The organism is Geodermatophilus sp. SYSU D00705, from assembly GCF_054050135.1.
Map to the genome: position 1 here is coordinate 157,577 of NZ_JBJGYT010000007.1, position 22,645 is coordinate 180,221.

Here is a 22,645-nt window from a genome sequence, read left to right on the forward strand (position 1 = left end):
CGCTGGCGGACAGCGGGCAGGACCTGCGGACCCGAGCCTGCCCTGCGGCGCAGCCCCGCGCCTCCCGATCGCGGCGTTGCCGCCCACGCGGATCGCCGCTGCCGCCCCCGCGGACCCCCGGCGCAGGAGTGCGCCGGGCGACGATCAGGAGGCCACCAGGGCCCAGACGGTCTTGGCGCGCCCGTCGCGGTACACGCCGTGGCGCACCGTGAGCCGGCTGACCATGTGCAGGCCCATGCCGCCCCGCTCGGCCGGCCGGTCGACGGCGACCGAGGGGACCCGCTCGGGAGCGGCGTCGGTGGCGATGACCAGCCAGCCGTCGGCGTGCCGGCACAGCTCGATCGACGCGGGCGGGGAGCCGTGCCGCAGGGCGTTGGACGCCAGCTCCTCGAGCACCATGACCACGTGGTCGGCGGTCTCGGCCGAGGCGCCGTCCGGGTCGCGGGTCAGGCACCGCCGCGCGCCGCGCCGGGCCGTGGCGAGCTGGCGCGGCTGGTCGAGGTCCCAGGCACAGCACTCCTGCGCCTCGGGCGCGGGGGAGGGCTCCCACGGGCGGGGCGGGGGAGAGGCGGGAGTGGACACGGTGCTCCGTTGCCGTTCCTGGGCGGTGCCGTTCCTGTTCCCCCTGCCGCGCGGGCCACACCTGCCGGTCGGTCCGTCGCGCACGGACCTCCCGGCGGCTCCCCCTTTCCGGGGGAGACGTCGCCCACGGGCGGCGTGGCACCCGCCGACGCCGGGCACGCGGTCGTCGGAGGCGGCTACCGTGGCAGGGCAGGCACTCGGCAACGACCCGGGCGGGTCGACGGCCACGACGGGGGGGAGCACGCGGTGGGCGGGGACGGAACAGTCGCGGCCGACACCGCCGACGCTGCCGTCGACGTCCAGGCGCGGGGGTTCCGGCACGACGCGCTGGTCTACGAGTCCCCCGACGAGCTGGTCGCGGTCGCCGCCCCCTGGCTGCTGGCGGGCCTGGCAGCCGGCGACGCCGCGGTGATCGCCGCTGCGCCGGAGACCGCCGGCCTGCTGCACGAGGCCGTCGGCGCCGATCCCCGGGTGACCGTGCTCGAGCGCCACGCCCTGTACCGCGCCCGCACGCCCACGGCCATCACGGCGTTCCGCCGCCTCGCCGACGAGCAGGCCGCATCCGGGCGGCGGGTCCGCGTCGTGGGCGAGGTCGACTTCGGCGCCAGCGACGCCGACCGCCGCGAGTGGCAGGCCTACGAGTCGGTCATCAACGCCGCGTTCGCCCCGCTGCCGCTGTGGGGCCTGTGTGTCTTCCGGGCGGACCTGCCCGAGCCGGTCCTGCGCTCGGCCCGGCACACCCACCCGCAGCTGGTCGGCCCCGGCGGGCGGGAGGCCAGCCCCGACTTCGTCGACCCGGCCACCTACCTGCGCGGCCTCCCGGTGCCGCCCGAGCCGCTGGAGGACACCCCGCCCGCGCTGGCCGACGACGACATCACCGACTACGCCGGCCTGCGGCACGCCGTCCGCCGGCTGCTTGCCGAGGTCGACGGGCCCCGCGACGTCCTCGAGGACTTCCTGATGGCCACCGACGAGATGACCTCCAACGCCGTACGTCACGGACGGGCGCCGGCCGGGTTGCGGCTGTGGACGGCGCCGGGCCGGCTGGTGGCCACCATCCGGGACTCCGGCCGCGGCTGGGACGACCCCTTCGCCGGCTACGGGCCGGCGCACGGTGCGGACCTCTCCCACGGCGGCATGGGCCTGTGGCTGGCCCGCCAGCTGTGCGACCACGTCGCCATCCGCCGCGACGAGCACGGCGTCAGCGTCCGGCTGTCCACCAGCTGGAGCTGACGCCCGCGGGGCGCGGGGCCGGCCGGCCGCACGCTCCGGTGCGGTCAGCGACCCGCCGCGCCGGTCGTGCAGGCGGGACAGCGGCCCAGTAGACGACCTCGGCCTCGTCGATCGCGTACCTCGCGTCGTCCGACGCCGTGAGGCACGGGCTGGCACCGACCGCGCGGTCGACGTCGACGATGGCGGCGCAGGACCGGCAGACGAGATGGTGGTGGTTGCACGAAGACGGGTGCGACGTCGTCCCGGCGGCTCCGCCGGGACGACGTCGCGCTGCTCGGCTAGTCCTCGACGCGGAACCCGATCTTCATCTCCACCTGGTAGTACGCGACGTCGCCGTCGGCCACCATGCCGCGGATCTGCTGGACCTCCAGCCACTCGATGTTCCGCACGGTCTGGGATGCCTTGCGCACCGCCGTGCGGATCGCGTCGTCGACGCTGGTGGGGGAACTGCCGACGATCTCGCTCATCCGGTAGACGTGGTTGCTCAACCCAACTCCTCAGGGAGGCAGCCCGGACGGCTGCGGGGGCTCCACCGTGGCAGATGGGTGCGCGGTCGGCCCCCCGGAACGGGACGGGGACACCGCGGTGACCGCCGCGATCCCCGCCGGGGGAGAGCGCACGTCCGGGCGGTCGTCCCCAGCGCGGGCGGGCCCAGGGCATTCGGTCCCGTGTCGTCCGGTCCCGCGCCCGTACACCTTGACCGCGCATGCGGGACGCGCTGGGCTGGCGGCCACCCCCTCCGCCCTGCGAGGTCCCCATGCCTCTCCCCGACGAGATCCCCGCTCCCCGGACCGGGGCGCCCGCTGCCGCGCCGGCCCGCGAGTCCGCGGCCCCGGTCCCCGACGACCGCCCGCCCGACGCCGTCACCGACGTGGTCGTCGTCGGCGGGGGCGGGGCCGGCCTGCCCACCGCACTGTTCAGCCGCTGGCTGGGCAACGAGGTCGTGCTGCTGGAGAAGGCCGACGAGCTCGGCGGCACCGCCCGCAAGGCGGCCTTCTGGTACTGGGTGCCCGCCAACGAGCCGATGCGCGCGGCGGGGATCGCCGACGAGGAGCCGGACTTCCTGCGCTACGTGGCCCGGCTGTCGCGGCCCGCCGCCTACGACCCGACGTCCCCGACGCTGGGCCTGTCGCAGTGGGAGTACGACACCTGCCGGGCCATCTACGCCAGCGCCTCCCCGGCGGCCGAGCTGCTGGCGCAGCGGGGGGCGCTGGAGTACCGGCACTGCGCCGAGGTGCCCGACTACTGGTCGGAGATCCCCGAGGACAAGGCGCCCACCGGGCGGGTCCTGGTGCCCCTCGGTGCGCGCGAGTCGATGTCAGACGGCGGTGCCGTCGCCGTCGAGTCCCTGAGCGCCGCGGCCCGCCGGGACGGCGTCGACGTCCGCACCGGTCACCGGGTGCAGCGCCTGGTCGTCCGGGACGGCGCGGTCGTCGGCGTGGAGGCGACCACGCGGGACGGCCGCACGCACCGCATCGCCGCCCGCAAGGCCGTCGTCTTCGCCACCGGCGGGTTCACCCACGACGTCGACCTGCGGCGCAACAACCTGCCCGCGGGCATCTACGGCGGGTGTGCGGCGACCACCAACGAGGGCGACTTCCTCGCCATCGCCGCGCCGCTGGGCGCCCAGCTGCGGAACATGAACTCCGCGTGGATGTGCCCGATCCCGCTGGAGCGGGCGGTCGCGCGTGACCCGGGCCTGATCGGCATGTTCTCCGTGGCCGGCGACTCGACGGTCTTCGTCGACAAGACCGGCCGCCGGGTGGTCAACGAGAAGCTGCAGTACAACGAGCTGGCCCAGACCTTCTCCACCTGGGACGGCGGCAGGGGCGAGTACCCGTACCTCGTGCTGGTGCAGATCTGGGACCAGCACAGCCAGGACCACTCGGCCAGCGACGAGTACGGCCGGCTGATCGTCCCGCCCGGCACCGACGACTCGCACGTCATCCGGGGGGAGACCCTCGAGGCCCTGGCCGACGCGATCGCCGAGCGGCTGCGCCGGTACGCGGCCGTGACCGGTGGGCTGGCCCTCGACGCGGACTTCGTCCCGACCCTGCGGCAGACCATCGCGCGCTTCAACGGGTTCGCCGAGCGCGGCGTCGACGAGGACTTCCACCGCGGCGAGAAGGCGGTGCAGCTGCTGTTCAACGGGCCGGTCGCCGACGAGCCCGGGCGGGCCAACCCGACCATGTGGCCGATCAGCGACCGCGGCCCGTACTACGCCGCCCTCGTCACCGGCGGCACGCTGGACACCAAGGGCGGGCCGCGGACCAGCCCCGACGGCCAGGTCCTCGACGACACCGGGACGCCGGTGCCCGGGCTCTACGGCGTCGGGAACTGCGTCGCCTCCGCCTCCGCCCAGGCCTACTGGGCCGGCGGGGCCACCCTCGGCCCGATCATCGCCCTCGCCCACCGGGCCGCCGAGGCCGCCGACCGGGAACCGACGCGGCAGCCGGCCGTCCTGAGCCCCGCGTGAGGGCCGGCTCCCACCGCTGATGGCACCGCGCTCGTGCGGTGCTGCGCACGGTCGTGCGGTGCTGCACGACCGCGAGAGCCGACACGACACCGCGAGAGTCGCGCGGATCGCCGGCGTCCGCGGCTCAGGCCGGGGCCGGGACGGCGCCCAACTGCACCATGAGGCCCAGGAAGTCGGCGGTGGTCCACCGCTCGATCACCTCGTCGCCCCGGAGCCGCATGATCGTGATGCCCTCGAACACGTACGGCCGGCCCGTGGCGGGCACTCCCATGAACTCGCCGCGGTGCTCGCCGGACACGGCGAACCGGCAGCTGTACAGGTCGCCGTCGACGAGGTGTTCGTGGAAGTCCAACTGCGGGTTGGGCCGCCCCGGCGCCCCCATGGCCGACCAGAAGCGCTCGTAGAAGGCAGTCACGGACGGCTTGTCCATCGGATCCGGCTCCATGCCGTGGAACCGCAGGTCCCGGGCGTACACCTCGAGGTAGCCCGGCAGGTCCCCGGCGTTCCACCGTTGCCGTGCCCGTTCGACCCGTTCGGCGGGAGAGGTCATGACTCCTCCTGCGTGACGTGCCCCCGCAGCCTCGCGGAGGACCCTGGCAGGCGGGTCCCGGCCGCCCCAGAGCCCTTCGTCCCGCCGGGGCGGGAGGGTGTGGCGGCGCTCCCGCACCCGCCGGCCTCACCGGTTGCTGTAGACCCGGCCCGGCGCGACGAGGACGGCGGTGCGCCGCTGCTCGGCCATGACCCGGTCGTAGGCGTCCCAGTCGTCGTGCCGGCCGCCGGCCGCGGTGAACACCGCGCGCAGCAGCAGCCGCAGCCGGTCGGCGTCGTCCAGCCACGGCTGCGGGTCGTCGGGCCCGGCCAGCTCCGCGCGCCCCTCCACCGTCGCCCACTCCCACCCGTGCCGGAACGTGAGGCTCAGCTGCGGCCGGGCGCGCAGGTTGGTCAGCTTCACCCGGCCGTAGGTCACGAAGCCGACCACCCGCTCGCCGGTCGCCGGGTGGGGGAGGAGCCCCGCGTTGACCACCGACGCCTGGACGGTGGCGTCGGCCCGCAACGTGGCGACGACCGCGAGGTGGTGCTCGCGCGCGGCGAGGGCGGCGACGTCGTCGAGGCCGGTCATGCCGTGCAGCGTCGCACCGATCCCGTCGCCGGGCGTGCCGCTGTCACCCCGCTCGTCCCGCGGCCGCGACGCGCTCGGCGACGAGGGCGGCGACCGCCTCGGGCCGGGACGCGGCGGGGCTGTGCCCGGAGGCCCACTCCACGGTCCGGGTGGCCCGCTGCGCCATCACCCGCTGCAGCTCCGGGTGCACCACCTCGTCGGCGGTGCAGACGACGAAGGTCGACGGCACCGTCCGCCAGGCGATGACCTCCGGCACCCCGCGGAAGACCGGTCGCGCGACCGGGCGCAGCCGGGCGGCGGCCGCCGCGGCGACGTCGGCCGGCGCGTCGGCGAACAGCAGCCGCGGGCCGAGCTCGGGATCCAGGCCCACCTCGTCACCGGACACCCGCACCGCCTCGCCCAGCCGCGTGTCCGGCAGCCCCTGCCCGGCGCGGGTCCGGCTGACCGACTCGCCCTCGTCGAGCTGGAACGCCGCGAGGTAGACCAGCTCGCGCACGAGCGGGTGCGCGCCCGCGGCGGTGATGACCGCCCCGCCGTAGGAGTGCCCGACCAGCACCGCGGGCCGGCCGAACCGGTCGAGGGCGTCGCGCACCGTCCGGGTGTCGGCGGCGAGGTCGGTCAGCGGCAGGTCGACCGCGACGCTGTCCACCCCCTGGGCAGCCAGCGCCGCGCGGACGGCGTCCCAGCACCAGGCGCCGTGCCAGAGGCCGTGCACGAGGACGGCGCCGGGGGTCGTCGAGGTCTACTCCACCCGAGCCAGTCTGCCCGTCGGCGTCCCCGGCCCGGCGACGCACGGGTGCCTGGGCAAGGCGGGTGCCGAGGAGGAGCCTTGACGCTCTTGGTGAGCCGTGTCACATTGACCCATGTCACTATGTCCGGACATGAGGACGGCAGAGGGCCCGATGTCCTCACGGCTGAGCGCTCCACCCGACGTCCAGGACTCAGCAGGTCAGCGGCCACCAGCCCGGTGGTCAACCCGACGAGGAGGCACGAATGAGGACCAGCCGTAGGTCGCTGAAGGTGGCGGTGGTCGTGACCGCCGCCGCCACGGCGCTGGCCGCGTGCAGCAGTCAGGGCGGAGCACAGAACGAGGGCGGTGGGGCCGCTGCGGAGGGCGAGAACTTCACCATCGCGATGATCACGCACGAGGCGCCCGGGGACACCTTCTGGGACAAGATCCGCGCCGGGGCCGAGGCGGCCGCCGCGAACCACAACATCACGCTGAACTACTCCAACGACCCCGACGCCGGCGAGCAGGCGACCCTCGTCCAGAACGCGGTCGACAGCGACGTGGACGGCATCGCCGTCACGCTGGCCTATCCCGACCAGGTCGGTCCGGCCGCGCAATCAGCCGCGGAGGGCATTCCGGTCGTCGCGTTCAACTCCGGGATCAACAACTACCAGGACTACGGCGTGTCGATGTACTTCGGCTCCAACGAGCAGCTCGCCGGCCGGACCGTCGGTGAGCGCATCGGCCAGGACGGCGGCGGCAAGGCGCTCTGCGTGATCCAGGAGCAGGGGCAGGTGGCGCTGGAGACCCGCTGTGCCGGCGTGGCCGAGGGCTTCCCCAACACCGAGGTCCTCTACGTGCAGGGGACCGACCTTCCCTCGGTGCAGCAGACGATCGGCTCCAGCCTCCAGACCGACCCGTCGATCACCCACATCGTCACCCTCGGTGCCCCGGTCGCCCAGGCTGCGCAGCAGGCCAAGTCGGACACCGGTAGCCAGGCGCAGGTCATCACCTTCGACCTGAACGCGGACGTCGCCCAGGCGATCCAGAACGGAGACATCGCCTTCTCGATCGACCAGCAGCCCTACGTCCAGGGCTACATGGCCGTCACGTCGCTGTGGCTGAACCTCACCAACGGCAACGACATCGGCGGTGGCCAGCCGGTCCTCACCGGTCCGTCCATCGTCGACGAGTCGAACATCGACGTGATCTTGCCGTACACGGAGAACAACACCCGCTGATCGCCACCCGGGGGGAGTCGGGTTTCCGGCTCCCCCCGCCCGTCCCGACTCCTCTGGAGCAGCCATGAGCTCATCCGTGGCGGCGAAGCCGTCCAACGCACCCCCGACCACGCCGCCGGGGCGCACCCAGCGGTCGCTGGTGTCCCGCGTCCTCGGCCGGCCCGAGGTCGGCGCGCTGGCGGCGGCGATCGTGATCTTCGCCTTCTTCTTCGCCGTGGCCCCGCCGTTCCGGACGCTGCCCGCGCTGGCGACGGTCCTCTACGCCTCCTCCACGATCGGCATCGTCGCGGTCGGTGTGGCACTGCTGATGATCGGTGGCGAGTTCGACCTGTCCGCCGGTGTCACGGTCACCACGTCGGCGCTGGCGTCGGCGATGATCTGCTACCAGTTCAGCCTGAACATGTGGGTCGGCGTCGTCGTCAGCCTGCTCATCGCGCTGGCGATCGGCTTCGTCAACGGCTACCTGGTGATGAGAACGGGGATCCCCAGCTTCCTCATCACGCTGAGCACCTTCTTCATCCTCCAGGGCGTCAACCTCGGCGTCACCAAGCTGGTCACCGGGACGGTCGCCACCCCCAACGCCAGCGCGCTGGACGGCTTCGACGCGGCGAAGGCGGTCTTCGCCTCCGACATCCCGCTGGGGTTCATGACCGTCAAGGTCACCGTGCTGTGGTGGCTGCTGTTCGTGGCCGTCGGCACCTGGCTGCTGCTGCGCACCCGCACCGGCAACTGGATCACCGCGGTCGGCGGCAACCAGGCCAGCGCCCGCGCGGTCGGCGTGCCGGTCCGCGCGACCAAGATCGGCCTGTTCATGGGCGTGTCGTTCCTGGCCTGGTTCCTGGGCATGCACCTGCTGTTCAACTTCAGCTCCGTGCAGGCCGGCCTCGGCATCGGCAACGAGTTCATCTACATCATCGCCGCGGTCGTCGGCGGTGCGCTGCTCACCGGCGGCTACGGCTCCGCCGTCGGCTCGGCGCTGGGCGCCTTCATCTTCGGGATGACCACCCAGGGGATCGTCTACGCCGGCTGGGACCCGAACTGGTTCCGCACCTTCCTCGGCGTGATGTTGCTGCTCGCCGTGATGGTCAACCTGTACATCAAGAACTACGCCGCCCAGAGGAGATGACGACGTGACAGACACCATCGCCGAACACGCCGCCCCCGACCTGCACAAGGGCGAGCCCCTCGTCGAGATGGAGGGCGTCGGCAAGGCCTACGGCGCCATCCGGGCCCTGGAGGGCATCAACCTCAAGGTGAACGCCGGCGAGGTGGCCTGCGTGCTGGGGGACAACGGCGCCGGCAAGTCCACCCTCATCAAGATCATCTCCGGGCTGCACCCGCACACCGAGGGCACGCTGAAGGTCGACGGCCAGGAGCGGCGCTTCGGCTCCCCGCGCGAGTCCCTGGACGCCGGCATCGCCACCGTCTACCAGGACCTCGCGGTCGTGGGGCTCATGGAGGTCTGGCGGAACTTCTTCCTCGGGTCGGAGATCCGCAAGGGCAAGTACCCCATGGCGCCGCTGGACATCTCGGCCATGCGCGAGATCGCCGACGCCGAGCTGCAGAAGATGGGCATCGTCGTCAAGGACATCAACCAGCCCATCGGCACCCTCTCCGGCGGCCAGCGGCAGTGCGTCGCCATCGCCCGGGCGGTGTACTTCGGGGCCCGCGTGCTGATCCTCGACGAGCCGACGGCGGCCCTGGGCGTCAAGCAGTCCGGGGTGGTGCTGAAGTACACCGCCGCGGCGCGGGACGCCGGTCTCGGCGTCGTCTTCATCACCCACAACCCGCACCACGCCTACCTGGTGGGCGACCACTTCATCATCCTCAAGCTCGGCCGCCGCGTGCTGGACAAGAAGCGCTCGGAGGTCACGCTGGAGGAGCTCACCACCGAGATGGCCGGCGGCCAGGAGCTGGCCGAGCTCAGCCACGAGCTCAAGCGCTGAACCGACCCGACGGCGCCCGCCCTCCCGGCACCCGGAGGGCGGGCGCCGTCGTCGTCCCGGGCGTCAGCCGGGGCGCACCGCCACCAGCTCGCGCGCGGTGGCCGCGGCGCGCGCGGCGGCCTGGCGGACGTCGAGCCGGCGGTGCCCGGCGGAGAGGATCTCGACCCCCCACGGACCGGCCCACCCGGCGGCGCGCAGCGCGGTGATCGCGCCGGGCAGGTCGAAGTCCCCCTCGCCGCAGTAGCGCCGCCGGTCCACGGTGTCCTCGAACAGCGTCCCCGCCGGCGTGCTGTCGGCGTCGTCCAACTCCACGCCGACGATCCGGTGCAGCGGGAGCGACGCGAGCTCGGCCGGCGGCGTGCCGGCGCGCTCGACGTGCCAGACGTCGACGACGACCCCGCCGGCGGGGTGGGCGGCGTCCTCCACCAGTCGCAGCGCGTCGTGGACGGTCGCGACGTCGGTCCACGGCAGGAACTCGATGCCCAGGCGTGCTCCGGCGTCGGCGGCCTGGGCGGCCAGCCGGGCGAACTCGGCCGCTCGGCGCCCGCCGTCCCCCGGCGCGTCGCCGGCGTCGGGGGTGACCTTGAGGTGCCGGGCGCCGAGTGCCTCGGCGGCCCTGAGCAGGAACCCGCGCAGCTCGTCCGACGCCGCCCGCTCGGGCCCGCTGCTGCACCAGCCGGGGAGGCCCTCCAGCTCCAGGTGGACCAGGCCGTTGTCGGCCAGGATCGCCCGGATGCCGGGGAAGCCGTGCTCCCGCTCGGCGACGGCCAGGTCGACGGCGAGCACCCCGAAACCGGTGAACCCCGCGGCGGCCGCCGCCTCGATCCGCTCCCGCAGGGGCACCGGGCTGCGCCAGTCCGCCCGGGACGGCGCGGCGTCGCCGGCCGTCGTCCAGCACGTGGCCAGCAGCTCGTCCATCGCTAGAGGGCGCCGGCGTGCCGCTCGGCCTGGGCGGTGAGCTCGGCGTCGAGTGCCGCCGGCGACCAGCCCTCCTGCAGGGCGCGCCACACGAGCTCCGCCTGGGTCTCAGGCGCCAGGCCGCCGATCGGCTGGTCGCGGTCGAGGTTGGTGGGGAAGGCGTAGCCCTCGGCGGAGGCGGCGACGGCGTTGCGCAGGGCGCGCTCGTCGGCGCCGGCGGCCCGCTGCTCGAGCAGGCCCGGGTAGAGGGCGCGGACCATCGCCGTCCGGTCGACGGTCTCCATCGCGCGGCCGAAGGCGGAGGAGACCTGCAGCAGGTTGGCCATGCGGCGCACGCCGGCCGACCGGTTGGTGCCCGCGCCGTGGAACAGCGCCGGGTTGAAGAAGGCGGCGTCGCCCTTGCGCAGCGGCAGCTGCACGAAGTGCTCGTCGAAGTAGGCGGTGAACTGCGGCTGGTGGAAGGCGACGTACCCGGGGGCGTACTTCTGCGAGTGCGGCAGGTACATCGTGGGGCCGGTCTCCACGGGCATGTCGCAGTGCGCCACCGCACCCTGCAGCGTCATGACGGGGGAGAGCCGGTGCACGTGCGCGGGGTAGGCCAGCGCCTGCTCCTCGGACATGAAGCCCAGGTGGTAGTCGCGGTGCGCGACCTGCGCCCTGCCGCCGGGGTTGACCACGTTGACCTGGCTGGTGACCTGGTAGCCACGGCCCAGCCACGCCTCGGAGACCAGCGCGAGGACGTCGTTGCCGTAGTACTCGGCGAACAGCCGCGGCTCGCGGACGGCGAACTTGTCCAGCGCGCCCCAGACGCGGTCGTTGGCGCCGGGGGTGGCGAAGTGGTCCCCGCCGACGACGCCGGCCGCCTTCTGCTCGGCGATCAGCGCCTCGAAGACCGCGGTGGCGCGGTCGACGACTCCGGTGTCGGGGAAGGCGCCGGCGAAGACGACGATCCCCGGCCCGTCGGCCAGCGCGCGGGCCAGCTCGGCCTGCACCTCCCGGCGTCCCCCGGGGGTGGCGACGGCGTCGCGCAGCCGCGCGCCGTAGACGAGGACGTCCTGCCGCACCTCGTCGGCGGTGGGGTACTCGGCCGGGTCGGTGGTCGTCTCGACGACGGCGCGGAAGTCCGCCAGGCGGCAGTCCTGCGCGGTGAACCAGCCGGGGGTGCGTCGGGTGAGGGAGGCGGTCACGGGAGCGTCCTTCCTGAGCGGGGGCTGCAGACGAGCCTGACGGGTCGGTGATCCCGCATCAACCTCGCCCTTCCCTCATCTCCCCCTCAGACTGGGCCGGTGCCGCACCCGTACCCCATCCGCGAGATCGCCCGCCAGGCGGGCCTGTCCGAGGCCACCGTGGACCGCGTGCTCAACCGGCGCGGCGGCGTCCGGCAGAGCACGGTCGACGAGGTGCACCGGGCGATCGCCGACCTGCACCGGCAGCGCTCGCAGGTGCGGCTGAGCGGGCGGACCTTCTTCCTGGACGTGGTCGTCGACGCACCCGCCCGGTTCTCCGCCGCCGTCCGAGCCGCGCTGGAGTCGCAGCTGCCGCTGGTCCGCCCGGCGACCTTCCGGGCGCGCTTCCACCTGGCCGAGTCCCCGCCGGTCGCCGAGCTGGTCGCCACGCTCGACGGCATCGCGCGGCGCGGCTCGCAGGGCGTCGTCCTCAAGGCCCCGGACTCCCCGCTGGTCGCGGTGGCCGTCGAGCGGCTGGCCGAGGGAGGCATCCCGGTCGTCACGCTGGTGACGGACCTGCCGACCAGCCGCCGCGTGGCCTACGTCGGCCTGGACAACCGCGCCGCCGGGGCCACGGCCGCCTACCTGCTCGACCAGTGGCTCGGCGACGACGACGGCGCGGTGCTGGTGACCCGGGGCACCGGCACCTTCCGCGGCGAGGACGAGCGCGAGATGGGCTTCCGCGCGACGCTGCGGCAGCTTCGCCCCGGCCGCCGGCAGGTCGACCTGGTCGACGCGAGCGGGGACGACGCGGTGCTGCGCGGGCTGGTCGGCGACGCGCTCGCCGCCGACCCCGGCATCGCCGCCGTCTACTCGCTGTACGCCACCGGCGGCAACGCCGCGACGGTCGCGGCCTTCGCCGACGCCGGGCGCGGCTGCCGCGCCTTCGTCGCCCACGACCTGGACGCCGAGAACCTCGCGCTGCTGCAGGCCGGCCGGCTGTCGGCGGTGCTGCACCACGACCTGGCCCTCGACCTGCGCCGCGCCTGCCACGTGGTGATGCAGGCCCACGGCGCGCTGCCCGGCGCGCCCCGCTCCTGGCACTCCGGCGTCTCGGTGGTCACGCCGCACAACATCCCCGTCGAGGTGCTGTCCGCGCCGGCCCGCTGAGGGGAACTCGAGGGCTCCGCGTCGTTGACGGGGTCGTGGCGGCGGCCACAGCCTTGACCCCGGCACGGCCGGCACCGGCCGGCCGGACACGGAGTCGAGGAGGCGTCGTGACGCTGGACGTCGGGGTCATCGGGGTCGGCATGATCGGCCAGGAGCACGTCCGCCGCCTGGACGGCGGCCCCGGGGGCAGCCGCGTCGTGGCCGTCGCCGACGCCGACGCCGGGCGCGCCGCCACCGTGGCCGGGCAGCTGCCCGACGCCAAGGCGCTGCCGACGGGCGAGGAGCTGATCGCCTCCGACGCCGTCGACGCCGTCGTCGTCACCTCGTGGGGCCCCACGCACGAGCCCTACGTGCTCGCGGCCGTCGCCGCCGGCAAGCCGGTGTTCTGCGAGAAGCCGCTGGCCACCAGCCAGGACGCCTGCCGGCGCATCGTCGACGCGGAGGTCGCCGCCGGGCGCCGGCTGGTCCAGGTCGGGTTCAACCGGCGGTACGACCCGGCGCACCGGGCGCTGAAGCAGGCCCTGGACGGCGGTGCGATCGGCGCGCCGCTGCTGGTGCACTGCGCGCACCGCAACGCCTCGGTGCCCCCGCACTACACGCGTGACATGTCGATCGCCGACACCGCGATCCACGAGATCGACGAGCTGCGCTGGCTGCTGGGGACCGAGATCGCCGCCGTGCGGGTGCTCACCCCGCGCAGGAGCAGCCGCGGCGGGGAGCTGCAGGACCCGCTGCTGGTGCTGTTCGAGATGGCCGACGGCGTGCTGGTCGACGTCGAGGTGTCGGTCAACGTCCACTACGGCTACGAGATCCGCTGCGAGGTGTCGGGGGAGACCGGCACCGTCGAGCTGGCCGACCCCGCGCCGGTGACCATCCGCCGCGAGGGCGCCGTCGCCGGTCTGGTGCCGGCCGACTGGCGCGAACGCTTCGCCCTCTCCTACGACGTCGAGCTGCGCGAGTGGGTCGACGCCGTCGCCGGCGGGCGGTCGCCGCAGGGGCCCGGCGCCTGGGACGGCTTCGTCGCGCAGGTCGTCTCCGACGCGGCGCTGCAGGCGCTGCACACCGGAGCCCGGGTCGCGGTCGAGCTGCCCCCACGGCCGGACCTCTACGCCCCCGCCTGACCACCGGGCCCGGGCCCACCCCCCACACGAGAGGCTCAGCATGCGCATCGGACTCATCGGTCTCGGCAGGATCGGGGCCTTCCACGCCGGCACGCTGGTCGGCATCCCGGCGGTCGAGTCCCTCGTGGTGACCGACCTCGTGCCCGACCGGACCAAGCAGGTCGTCGACCGCCACCGGGCCGACGGCGTCGAGGGCGTCGACTCCCTGGCGGCGCTGCTCGGCTCCGGCGTCGACGGGGTGGTCATCGCGGCGGGCACCGACGCGCACCCCGAGCTCGTCCTCGCCTGCGTCGAGGCCGGGCTGCCGACGCTGTGCGAGAAGCCGGTCGCGCAGACCGGCGCGGCCGGCGCGGAGCTGCTGCGCCGGCTGGAGGGCTCCACCGTGCCGGTCCAGATCGGGTTCCAGCGCCGCTACGACGCCGCCATCGCCGCGGCCCGGGCCGCGGTCGCCGGCGGCGAGCTCGGCTGGGTCACCACGGTGCGCTCCACCACGCTGGACCCCGAGCCCCCGCCGCCGGAGTACATCGCGGTCTCCGGTGGCATCTTCCGCGACTGCGGCGTGCACGACTTCGACGCCGTCCGGTGGGTGACCGGCCAGGAGGCCGTCGAGGTCTACGCCACCGGCAGCAACCAGGGCGCGGACTTCTTCCGCCGGTACGGGGACGTCGACACCTCCGCGGCCGTCGTGACCTTCGCCGGCGGCGCCCTGGGGATCGTGTCCAACACCCGCTACAACGCGCGCGGCTACGACGTGCGGCTGGAGGTCCACGGCTCGCGCGACAGCGTCGCCGCCGGCGTCGACGACGGGTGGCCGATCCGCGCCACCGAGCCCGGCGTCACGTTCCCGGCCGGCCCGCCGCACCGCTTCTTCATGGACCGCTTCCAGCCGGCCTTCCGGGCGCAGTTCGAGACCTTCCTCGAGGTCGTCGCCGGCGACCGCCCCTCGCCGTGCACGGTCGCCGACGGGCTGGAGGCCGACTGGATCGCCGAGGCCTGCGCCCGGTCGCTGGCCGAGCACCGGCCGGTGCGGATCGACGAGGTGCGCCTGGCATGAGCGGCCCGCCCGGGCGCGGTCCTCGTGATCATGGTGTCGTGACCACTCCGAAGCACGCAGCGGTGGTCACGACGCCATGATCACGATGACGGGAATCCGCTGACCACACCTTCACGGCGGGGCCGGCCCGGGCACGCTCCCCCCTCGGGGTCATTGGCCGGGGCACCTTGAAGCGCTTCACTGGCGTCGTGGACCGCACCAGCAGGTCGCCGCGGTGTCGTGGGAGCGGGCGGCCGTGACCGCCTCGAACCGCGCGCGGCGTCCGCGGCTGCAGGACGTCGCCGATGAGGCCGGCGTCTCGGCGGCGACGGCGTCCCTCGTGCTGCGCGGGGCGCCCGGCCCGAGCGGCGCCACGCGGGAACGGGTCCTCGGCGCGGCGGGCCGCCTGGGGTACCGCCCGGACCGGGCGGCGAGCCTGCTGGCCCGCCGGCGCAGCGGGTTGATCGGGATCGCCATGGACGTCCGGAGCACCTTCCACGCCCAGCTGGTCGAGGACGTCCACGAGGCCGCCGAGGCGCACGGCTACGACCTCGTGCTCAGCACGGTCACCCGGACCCGCGACGAGCGCCGGGCGGTCGAGACGCTGCTGGACTCGCGGTGCGAGGCGCTGCTGCTGCTGGGGCCGGACGCGCCCGCCGCCCGGCTGAGCGCGCTGGCCCGGCAGCTGCCGGTGGTCGCCGTCGGCCGGCCGGTGTCGGCCGAGGGCGTCGACGTCGTCCGCGCCGCCGACGACGACGGCGTGGCGCAGGCCGTGGAGCACCTGGCCGACCTGGGGCACCGGCGCATCGCCCACGTCGACGGCGGCCGCGGGCCGATCGCCGCCGCCCGGCGGCGGGGCTACGAGCGGGCGATGCGCCGCCGGGGCCTCGGGGAGCACGTACGGGTCGTGGGCGGGGACGCCGGCGAGGGGGCCGGCGGCCGCGCGGCGGCGCCGCTGCTCGGCTCCGACGTGCGTCCGACGGCGGTGGTGACCTACAACGACGCCTCCGCGGTCGGCCTGCTCGACGCCCTGCTGCGCGCCGGTGTCGACGTGCCGGGGGAGGTCTCCGTGGTCGGGTACGACGACAGCCCGCTCTCCCGGCTGGCGCACATCGACCTGACCACCGTCAGCCAGGACTCCCCGCAGATGGCCCGGCTCGCGGTGGGGGCGGTGGTCGAGCGGCTCGACGGCGGCCGCACCGACCGGCGCGAGGTCGTCGTCCCGCCGCACCTCGTCGTCCGGGGGACGACGGGGCCGCCGACTTCGTCCTGACAAAGTCTTGACGGTGACACCGGTCACCCCCCACGCTGGCGTTTGAAGCGCTTCAAAGCCCCGCGCGTCGATCCCGACGCCCTCGCCGCCCACGCGCCCGCGGAGACCGCCATGGCCAGCCTCGCCACCGAGCTCGACTACGACCCGTTCGCCCCCGACTTCTACACGTCCGACCCGTTCGCGGTGTACCGGCGCATGCGGGACGAGGCGCCGGTCTACTGGAGCGAGCGGTGGGGCTGGTACGCCCTTACCCGCTTCGAGGACGTGCGCGCCGCCGCGCTCGACGCGGAGACCTTCCTCAGCTACGAGGGCATGGACATCGACGACAGCCGCCTGGAGCAGGTGCCGCCGGGGTCGATCGGCAGCATGGACAACCCCCGGCACGACCAGGTCCGCTCGGTCGTGCAGCCGTACTTCCTGCCGCGCCGGATCGCCGAGCTGGAGGACGGCATCCGCGCGGTGGTGCGCGAGCTGGTCGCCTCGTGGCGGGACCGCGGCGCCGTGGACCTCGCCCAGGAGCTGGCCTGGCCGATGCCGTTCGACGTGTTCTTCCACCTGATGGGGCTGCCGAGCCGGCACGCGCCGGACCCGGTGGAGCGGACGCGGCGGGAGCAGCTGGAGCACTGGACCCACGAGCTCAAGGACCGGGTGCCCGGCACGCCGCACCTGACCCCGGTCGCGCGGGCGGCCACGGCCGGCGTCCAGCAGTTCTTCATCGACCTGCTCGACGACCGCCGCCGCAGCGCGCGCGACGACCTGGTCACCCGGTTCGTGCAGGCCGACATCGACGGAGTGCCGTTCGTGGAGGACCGGGTCACGCCGGACTCCGAGGTCAGCGGCCTGATGATGATCCTGTTCCTGGGCGGGGTGGAGTCCACCGCCGGACTGACCGGCACGCTGTTCAAGCTGCTGGCCGAGAACCCCGACCAGCGCGCGCTGCTGCAGCAGGACCCCTCGCTGATCCCGAACGCCGTCGAGGAGGCCCTCCGCCTCATCACGCCCCTGCAGCTCACCGCCCGGACGACGTCGCGCGAGGTGACCCTGCACGGGGTGACCATCCCCGCCGGCGGCCGGGTCGTCCTCGTCCCGGGCGCGGCCAACCGCGACGAGCGCCAGTTCCCGGACCCGGACCGGTTCGACGTCACCCGGCCCCGGGCCCGGCACCTGGGCTTCGGGGAGGGCGTGCACGGCTGCCTCGGCGCCCCGCTGGCCCGCCTGGAGGCCCGGATCGCGCTGGAGGAGGCGCTCCCGGTGCTGGGCGACTACGAGCCGGCCGGCCCGCCGGGGTTCTACCCGAGCTCGCCGAACATGTACGTCTGGAAGTCCCTGCCGGTCACCTTCGGCCCCCGGGGTGCCGACGGGCGCCGCCCGCACGTCGAGGAGGTGCACCACCGGACGACCTCGGTCACCCTCGCCACCTCCGAGTTCGAGGTGTCCGCGCGCGTGGTCGCCAAGCGGCAGGCCGCCGACGGCGTCGTCACGCTGGCGCTGCGGGAGGCCGGCGACGCCCCGCTCCCGCGCTGGGAGCCCGGCGCCCACGTCGACCTCGTCCTCGACGGGGCGCCCACCCGGCAGTACTCGCTGTGCGGCGACCCCGCCGACCGCTCCCAGTACCGGCTGGGCATCCTGCGCGACCCGGCCGGCCGCGGCAGCTCGCTGTTCGTGCACGACCGCCTGCAGGAGGGCGACACCGTCCGGGTGCGCGGGCCGCGGAACAACTTCCCGCTCGTCGACTCACCCCGCTACCTGTTCGTCGCCGGCGGCATCGGCATCACGCCGATCCTGCCGATGATCCGCGCCGCGGAGGCCGCCGGCGCCGACTGGGAGCTGGTCTACGGCGGGCGCCGGCGGGCGTCGATGGCCTTCCTCGGCGAGCTGGCGCGGTACGGCGGCCGGGTGACGGTCTGCCCGCAGGACGAGGTCGGCCTGCTCGACCTCGACACGCTGCTGCGCGAGCCGCGCCCCGACACGCGGGTCTACTGCTGCGGCCCGGAGCCGCTGCTCGCGGCGGTCGAGCAGCGCTGCGCGGCGTGGCCGGCCGGGTCGCTGCACGTCGAGCGGTTCACGGCCAGGCCGCTGACCGAGCCGGTGCGGTCGGACACCTTCGAGGTCGTCCTCGCCCGGAGCGAGCTCACCCTGCCGGTGGCGCCGGACCGCTCGATCCTCGACGTGGTGGAGGCGGCCGGTGTGGGCGTCCTCTCCTCGTGCGCCGAGGGCACCTGCGGCACCTGCGAGACCACCGTCCTCGACGGCGTCCCCGACCACCGCGACTCGGTGCTGAGCAGCGAGGAGCGGGCGGCCGACGACTGCATGATGATCTGCGTCTCCCGGTCGACGACGCCGCGCCTGGTCCTCGATCTCTGAAGAGCACCCCTCACCCGACCGAGGAGACCGCCATGACCCCCGCCCGCACCGCGATGGAGTACGACCCCTTCAGCCCGGAGTTCCAGGCCGACCCCTATCCCGTGTACCGGTGGATGCAGGAGGAGGCGCCGGTCTTCCACAGCGAGAAGTGGGGATGGTGGGCGCTGTCCCGGTACGAGGACGTCCGCGCGGCCGCGACCGACCCGGACACGTTCCTCAGCTACGAGGGCATCGACATCGACGACACCGCCAAGGACCAGAGCGGGCCGGGCTTCCTGCCCGACGTCGACAACCCGCGGCACGACCCGGTCCGCCGCGTGGTGCAGCCGCACTTCCTGCCACGGCGCATCGCCGCCAAGGAGGACGCCATCCGGGACGTCGTCCGCGGCCTGGTCGACACCTGGCGCGACCGCGGGCACGTCGACCTCGCCCGGGAGCTGGCCTGGCCCATGCCCAACGAGGTCTTCTTCACCGTGCTGGGCCTGCCCAGCGCCCGGGAGGAGGGCCGGGCCCAGCTCGACCGCTGGGTGCACGAGCTCAAGGACCGCCGTCCGGGCGACCCCAGCCTCACCCCGGTCGCCAGGGCCGCCACCGAGGGCATCCGGGACTACTTCATCGCCCTGCTGGAGGACCGCCGGCGCGCCCCGCGCGAGGACGTCGTCACCGCGCTGGTCCAGGCCGAGATCGACGGGGTGCCCTTCGCCGACGAGCACCTGACGCCGGCCTCGGAGATCCTCGGCCTGATGATGGTGCTCTTCCTGGGCGGGGTGGAGTCCACGGCGGGGCTGACCGGCACGCTGTTCAAGCTGCTGGCCGAGAACCCCGACCAGCGCACGCTGCTGCGGCAGGACCCCTCGCTGATCCCGACCGCGGTGGAGGAGGCGATCCGCCACTCCAGCCCGCTGCAGCTGGTCGGGCGCACCACGTCCCGCGAGGTCACCCTGCACGGCGTGACCATCCCCGCGGGCGGGCGGGTGGTGCTCGTCTACGGCGCGGCCAACCGCGATCCGCGCCAGTACGCCGACCCGGACCGGTTCGACGTCACCCGCGGCAGGGTGCGGCACCTCGGCTTCGGCGAGGGCCGGCACGGCTGCCTCGGTGCGCCGCTGGCCCGGCTCGAGGCGAGGGTGGCCCTGGAGGAGGCGCTGCCGGTGCTGGGCGACTACACGCTCGCCGGGCCGCCGGTCCGCTACCGGACCACGCCGAACATGTACGTGTGGGACTCCCTGCCGCTGTCCTTCGCCGTCCCGGGGTGAGCGGGGGCGTCAGCGGGGCGGGGCGGTGGTGCTCCGGACGACCAGCCGCGGCGGCACCACGAGCTCGCGCTGCTCGACGGGGACGCCGTCGAGCCGGTCGAGGGCCCGCTGCACGGCCAGCGTGCTCAGCCGCCCGACGTCCTGGGCGACGGAGGTGAGGTCGACCGAGGAGAGCCGGGCGATCCGGCTGTCGTCGTAGCCCACGACGCTCACGTCCCCGGGCACCGTGCGCCCCGCCCGGCGCAGGACGTCGAGCAGGCCCAGCGCGCAGCGGTCGTTGAAGGCCGCGACGGCTCCCGGGAGGGGGCCGGCCAGCAGCGTGCGCGCGGCGGCCGCGCCGTCCTCCTCGGTGAGCCCGCCGGGCACGATCCGCGGCTCGAGGCCGTGCCGGCGCGCCGCCTCGCGGTACCCCCGGCGCCGCTCGGCCGCGCCCGGGGCGCGCCCGCCGTCGACGTGCACCACCTCGCGGTGGCCGAGGGCCACCAGGTGGTCGACCGCCAGCCGCGCGCCCTCGTCGTCCGCGGTCCGGACGACGTCGACCGCGGCCGACCGCACCGAGCGCGCGACCACCACGACCGGCAGGCGCTCGGCGAGACCGGCGAGCTGTGCGCTGGGCGAGGAGGGGCCGAGCAGGACCAGCGCCTCGCAGCGGTCGCGCAGCAGTCCCTCGACCGCCCGCTGCTCGCCGCGGCCCGGCGTCACGGCGCTGAGGGCCAGCTCGTACCCGGCCCGCTCGGCGGCGGCGTAGAGCCCGGTCAGCAGGTCGCCGTGGAAGGCGTGCTGCACCCCGAAGACGACGCCGATCAGCCGGCTGCGGGAGCTGCGCAGCAGGCGGGCGCGGCTGTCGGGCCGGTAGCCGATCTCCTCGGCGGCGCGCCGCACCCGCTCCCGGGTCGCGGTGCTGGCCCCCGGGGCGTCGCGCATGACGATCGAGACCAGGGCGGTGGAGACCCCGGCGCGGGCAGCGACGTCGGCGAGGGTCGGCCGCCGGTCGGGGCCCGTGGAGGACACCCGGCGAGCGTAGCCCTGACAGCTAGAACGTTCTAGCGCGATCCCCTTGACGAGGGAGAGTGACGGGGGCCACGCTGGCAAGGACCTAGAACGTTCTAGCCGAGGGAGTCCGGGATGGCTGGCGAGACCGTGGGCGTGGCCCTGATCGGATCGGGACGCATGGGCGCCTTCCACGCGCAGACGGTGGCCCTGCGCCTGCCGCGGGCGCGGCTGGTCGCGGTGGCCGACCCCGCACCCGGGGCGGCGGAGCGGCTGACCGGGGCGCTGGGCGCGGGACGGGCGTACACCGACCTGGCGCAGGTCTGGGCGGACCCGGAGGTCGACGCCGTGGTGATCGCCGCCCCCGCGCGGTCGCACGCCGACCTGGTCGTGGCCGCCACCGCCGCGGACCGGCACGTGTTCTGCGAGAAGCCGATGGCGGTCACGCTGCCCGACGCCGACCGGGCGATCGACGCCGCGCGCGCCGCGGGCGTCGTCCTGCAGGTGGGGTTCAACCGGCGGTTCGCCGCGGACTGGCGGGCCGCCCGCGCGCTGCTCGACGCCGGCACGCTCGGCACGCCGCGGCAGCTGCGCTCGCTGACCCGCGACCCGGGCGGCTTCGACCCCTCGCGGGTGCTGCCGGACACGATCTTCCTGGAGACGCTGATCCACGACTTCGACACGCTGCGCTTCCTCAACCCCGGCGCCGAGGCCGTCGAGGTGTACGCCACCGCCGACGCGCTGGTGGAGCCGTCGTGGCGGGACCGCGGGCTGCTGGACACCGCCGTCGTGCACGTCCGCTTCGACAACGGCGCCATGGCGGTCGCCGAGGCCTGCTTCGAGGCCGCCTACGGCTACGACGTCCGCGGGGAGGTGCTCGGCTCCGGCGGCCTGGCCACGATGGGCGACGGCCGCCGCACCGGGATGGTCTTCTCCGGCTCCGCCGGCCGGCTGGTCGAGACCGTGCGCAGCGACCAGGAGCTCTTCCCCGAGGGCTACACCGGCGAGCTGGCCGCGTTCGTCGACGCCGTCCGCACCGGCACGCCGGCCCCCGTGACCGGCGAGGACGCCCGGGCGGCCCTGGCGATCGCCCTCGCCGCGGCGGAGTCGGTCCGCGCCGGCCGCCCGGTCCGCATCGACGAGGTCGAGAAGTGACCGCCTACCGGCTGGCCGCGTCGGCCGAGATGCTCTTCCTCGACCTGCCGTTCGCCGAGCGGGTGCGGCGCATCGCCGACGCCGGCTGCGAGGTCGAGATCTGGGACTGGACGGTCCAGGACGTCGACGAGCTGGCCGCCACCGGGGCGACGTTCTCGTCGATGACCGGTTACGTCACCGGCACCCTGGCCGACGCCGACGGCGCGGAGGAGCTGCTGAAGACGGCCGAGCAGTCCCTGACCGTCGCCGAGCGGCTGGACTGCCCGCGGCTGAACGTGCACGGCACCGGGCTGGACGGCCGCGGGCTGCCGGTGGTGCCGAGCGAGGTCGTGACCCCGGCGATGTGGCTCACCGCCGCCCGCACCCTGGAGCGGCTGGCGGCGCTGGGGGAGCGGGCCGGGCGGGTGTTCACCCTGGAGAACCTCAACACCGCCGTCGACCACCCGGGCACGCCGTTCGCCCGCGCCGCCGACACGATCGCGCTGGTGGAGGCGGTGGGCAGCCCGCACCTGCGGCTCAACCTCGACCTCTACCACGCGCAGATCGGCGAGGGGAACCTCGTGCAGCTGGTGGAGCGGGCGCTGCCGCTGGTGGGCGAGATCCAGGTGGCCGACGTCCCGGGCCGGTGCGAGCCGGGCACGGGGGAGATCCACCACCCGGCGATCGCCGCCGTCCTCGACCGGCTCGGCTACACCGGCGTCGTCGCCCTGGAGGGCTGGGCGTCGGGCGACCCGGCCGTGGCCCTGGACCGGTTCCGCGCCGCCTACACCCGCTGACCCGCGCGCGCCCGTGCCCTGCCCACCACCGTGGGCAGGGCACGACGTCCTGCCCGGCGCTGGCCCTCACGGGATGCTCGTGCTCTGCCCCGCAC

At 74.9% G+C, this 22,645-nt stretch carries 20 protein-coding genes and 1 pseudogene; 13 read left to right on the forward strand and 8 right to left on the reverse strand.

Annotation, left to right across the window (positions count from 1 at the left end; genetic code table 11):
* Nucleotides 1-144: 144 nt before the first annotated feature.
* Complete coding sequence (locus ACI78Q_RS08260) at nt 145-582, reverse strand: ATP-binding protein (protein ID WP_456922856.1); 438 nt, start codon at nt 580-582, stop codon at nt 145-147.
* A 246-nt stretch (nt 583-828) separates the two neighbouring features.
* On the opposite strand from ACI78Q_RS08260, the gene ACI78Q_RS08265 reads away from it, so the two are divergent.
* Nucleotides 829-1,815, forward strand: coding sequence for an anti-sigma factor RsbA family regulatory protein (locus ACI78Q_RS08265; protein ID WP_456922857.1), 987 nt, complete (start codon nt 829-831; stop codon nt 1,813-1,815).
* A 278-nt stretch (nt 1,816-2,093) separates the two neighbouring features.
* On the opposite strand, the gene ACI78Q_RS08270 is transcribed toward ACI78Q_RS08265, so the two are convergent.
* Nucleotides 2,094-2,303 (reverse strand): dodecin, encoded by a 210-nt coding sequence (locus tag ACI78Q_RS08270; protein WP_456922858.1) that lies wholly within the window; start codon nt 2,301-2,303, stop codon nt 2,094-2,096.
* 269 nt (nt 2,304-2,572) lie between these two features.
* On the opposite strand from ACI78Q_RS08270, the gene ACI78Q_RS08275 reads away from it, so the two are divergent.
* Nucleotides 2,573-4,291, forward strand: a complete 1,719-nt coding sequence (locus ACI78Q_RS08275; RefSeq protein WP_456922859.1) for an FAD-dependent oxidoreductase — start codon at nt 2,573-2,575, stop codon at nt 4,289-4,291.
* 124 nt (nt 4,292-4,415) lie between these two features.
* Here ACI78Q_RS08275 and ACI78Q_RS08280 read toward each other — a convergent pair whose 3' ends face one another.
* The 3 genes from ACI78Q_RS08280 to ACI78Q_RS08290 form a co-directional block, all read right to left on the reverse strand.
* Complete coding sequence (locus ACI78Q_RS08280) at nt 4,416-4,841, reverse strand: ester cyclase (RefSeq protein ID WP_456922860.1); 426 nt, start codon at nt 4,839-4,841, stop codon at nt 4,416-4,418.
* 126 nt (nt 4,842-4,967) lie between these two features.
* Nucleotides 4,968-5,411 carry a TIGR03618 family F420-dependent PPOX class oxidoreductase gene (locus tag ACI78Q_RS08285; RefSeq protein WP_456922861.1) on the reverse strand — a complete coding sequence of 148 codons (444 nt, stop codon included), beginning with the start codon at nt 5,409-5,411 and terminating at the stop codon, nt 4,968-4,970.
* A 43-nt stretch (nt 5,412-5,454) separates the two neighbouring features.
* Nucleotides 5,455-6,126, reverse strand: coding sequence for an alpha/beta fold hydrolase (locus tag ACI78Q_RS08290; RefSeq protein WP_456922862.1), 672 nt, complete (start codon nt 6,124-6,126; stop codon nt 5,455-5,457).
* Nucleotides 6,127-6,404: 278 nt separating this feature from the next.
* Between ACI78Q_RS08290 and ACI78Q_RS08295 the strand changes: the two genes are divergently transcribed.
* The 3 genes from ACI78Q_RS08295 (at nt 6,405) to ACI78Q_RS08305 (ending at nt 9,328) form a co-directional block, all read left to right on the forward strand.
* The gene (locus tag ACI78Q_RS08295; protein WP_456922863.1) at nt 6,405-7,382 is read left to right on the forward strand and encodes a substrate-binding domain-containing protein; all 978 of its coding nucleotides are present in this window, start codon (nt 6,405-6,407) and stop codon (nt 7,380-7,382) included.
* Nucleotides 7,383-7,446: 64 nt separating this feature from the next.
* The gene (locus ACI78Q_RS08300; RefSeq protein WP_456922864.1) at nt 7,447-8,508 is read left to right on the forward strand and encodes an ABC transporter permease; all 1,062 of its coding nucleotides are present in this window, start codon (nt 7,447-7,449) and stop codon (nt 8,506-8,508) included.
* A 4-nt stretch (nt 8,509-8,512) separates the two neighbouring features.
* On the forward strand, nt 8,513-9,328 hold the full coding sequence (locus ACI78Q_RS08305) for an ATP-binding cassette domain-containing protein (protein ID WP_456922865.1): 816 nt from the start codon (nt 8,513-8,515) through the stop codon (nt 9,326-9,328).
* 63 nt (nt 9,329-9,391) lie between these two features.
* Here the strand turns inward: ACI78Q_RS08305 and ACI78Q_RS08310 are convergent, their stop codons facing one another.
* Both ACI78Q_RS08310 and ACI78Q_RS08315 read right to left on the reverse strand, forming a co-directional pair.
* Nucleotides 9,392-10,246 (reverse strand): sugar phosphate isomerase/epimerase family protein, encoded by an 855-nt coding sequence (locus ACI78Q_RS08310; protein ID WP_456922866.1) that lies wholly within the window; start codon nt 10,244-10,246, stop codon nt 9,392-9,394.
* A gap of 2 nt (nt 10,247-10,248) precedes the next feature.
* Nucleotides 10,249-11,433, reverse strand: a complete 1,185-nt coding sequence (locus ACI78Q_RS08315; RefSeq protein ID WP_456922867.1) for a phytanoyl-CoA dioxygenase family protein — start codon at nt 11,431-11,433, stop codon at nt 10,249-10,251.
* Nucleotides 11,434-11,532: 99 nt separating this feature from the next.
* On the opposite strand from ACI78Q_RS08315, the gene ACI78Q_RS08320 reads away from it, so the two are divergent.
* From ACI78Q_RS08320 to ACI78Q_RS08345, 6 genes and pseudogenes are all read left to right on the forward strand, one after another.
* A complete protein-coding gene (locus ACI78Q_RS08320; protein ID WP_456922868.1) occupies nt 11,533-12,582 on the forward strand; it encodes a LacI family DNA-binding transcriptional regulator in 1,050 nt (349 codons plus the stop codon).
* A gap of 107 nt (nt 12,583-12,689) precedes the next feature.
* Entirely contained in the window at nt 12,690-13,703 is a 1,014-nt protein-coding gene (locus ACI78Q_RS08325; RefSeq protein WP_456922869.1) for a Gfo/Idh/MocA family protein, read from the forward strand.
* Between the two features lie 40 nt (nt 13,704-13,743).
* Complete coding sequence (locus tag ACI78Q_RS08330) at nt 13,744-14,757, forward strand: Gfo/Idh/MocA family protein (RefSeq protein WP_456922870.1); 1,014 nt, start codon at nt 13,744-13,746, stop codon at nt 14,755-14,757.
* Between the two features lie 235 nt (nt 14,758-14,992).
* Nucleotides 14,993-16,009: a LacI family DNA-binding transcriptional regulator gene (locus ACI78Q_RS08335; RefSeq protein ID WP_456922871.1), complete on the forward strand. Its 1,017-nt coding sequence runs from the start codon at nt 14,993-14,995 to the stop codon at nt 16,007-16,009.
* A 111-nt stretch (nt 16,010-16,120) separates the two neighbouring features.
* Nucleotides 16,121-18,373, forward strand: coding sequence for a cytochrome P450 (locus ACI78Q_RS08340; protein WP_456922878.1), 2,253 nt, complete (start codon nt 16,121-16,123; stop codon nt 18,371-18,373).
* A gap of 32 nt (nt 18,374-18,405) precedes the next feature.
* Nucleotides 18,406-19,626 (forward strand): annotated as a pseudogene (locus ACI78Q_RS08345) (cytochrome P450); the annotation flags it as partial.
* 12 nt (nt 19,627-19,638) lie between these two features.
* On the opposite strand, the gene ACI78Q_RS08350 reads toward ACI78Q_RS08345, so the two are convergent.
* Nucleotides 19,639-20,640, reverse strand: coding sequence for a LacI family DNA-binding transcriptional regulator (locus ACI78Q_RS08350; RefSeq protein ID WP_456922872.1), 1,002 nt, complete (start codon nt 20,638-20,640; stop codon nt 19,639-19,641).
* A 114-nt stretch (nt 20,641-20,754) separates the two neighbouring features.
* Here ACI78Q_RS08350 and ACI78Q_RS08355 point away from each other — a divergent pair, with 114 nt between their 5' ends.
* Entirely contained in the window at nt 20,755-21,774 is a 1,020-nt protein-coding gene (locus ACI78Q_RS08355) for a Gfo/Idh/MocA family oxidoreductase (RefSeq protein WP_456922873.1), read from the forward strand.
* Nucleotides 21,771-22,550 (forward strand): TIM barrel protein, encoded by a 780-nt coding sequence (locus ACI78Q_RS08360; RefSeq protein ID WP_456922874.1) that lies wholly within the window; start codon nt 21,771-21,773, stop codon nt 22,548-22,550. Before ACI78Q_RS08355 ends, ACI78Q_RS08360 begins: the two co-directional genes overlap by 4 nt.
* The last annotated feature ends 95 nt before the right edge of the window (nt 22,551-22,645 follow it).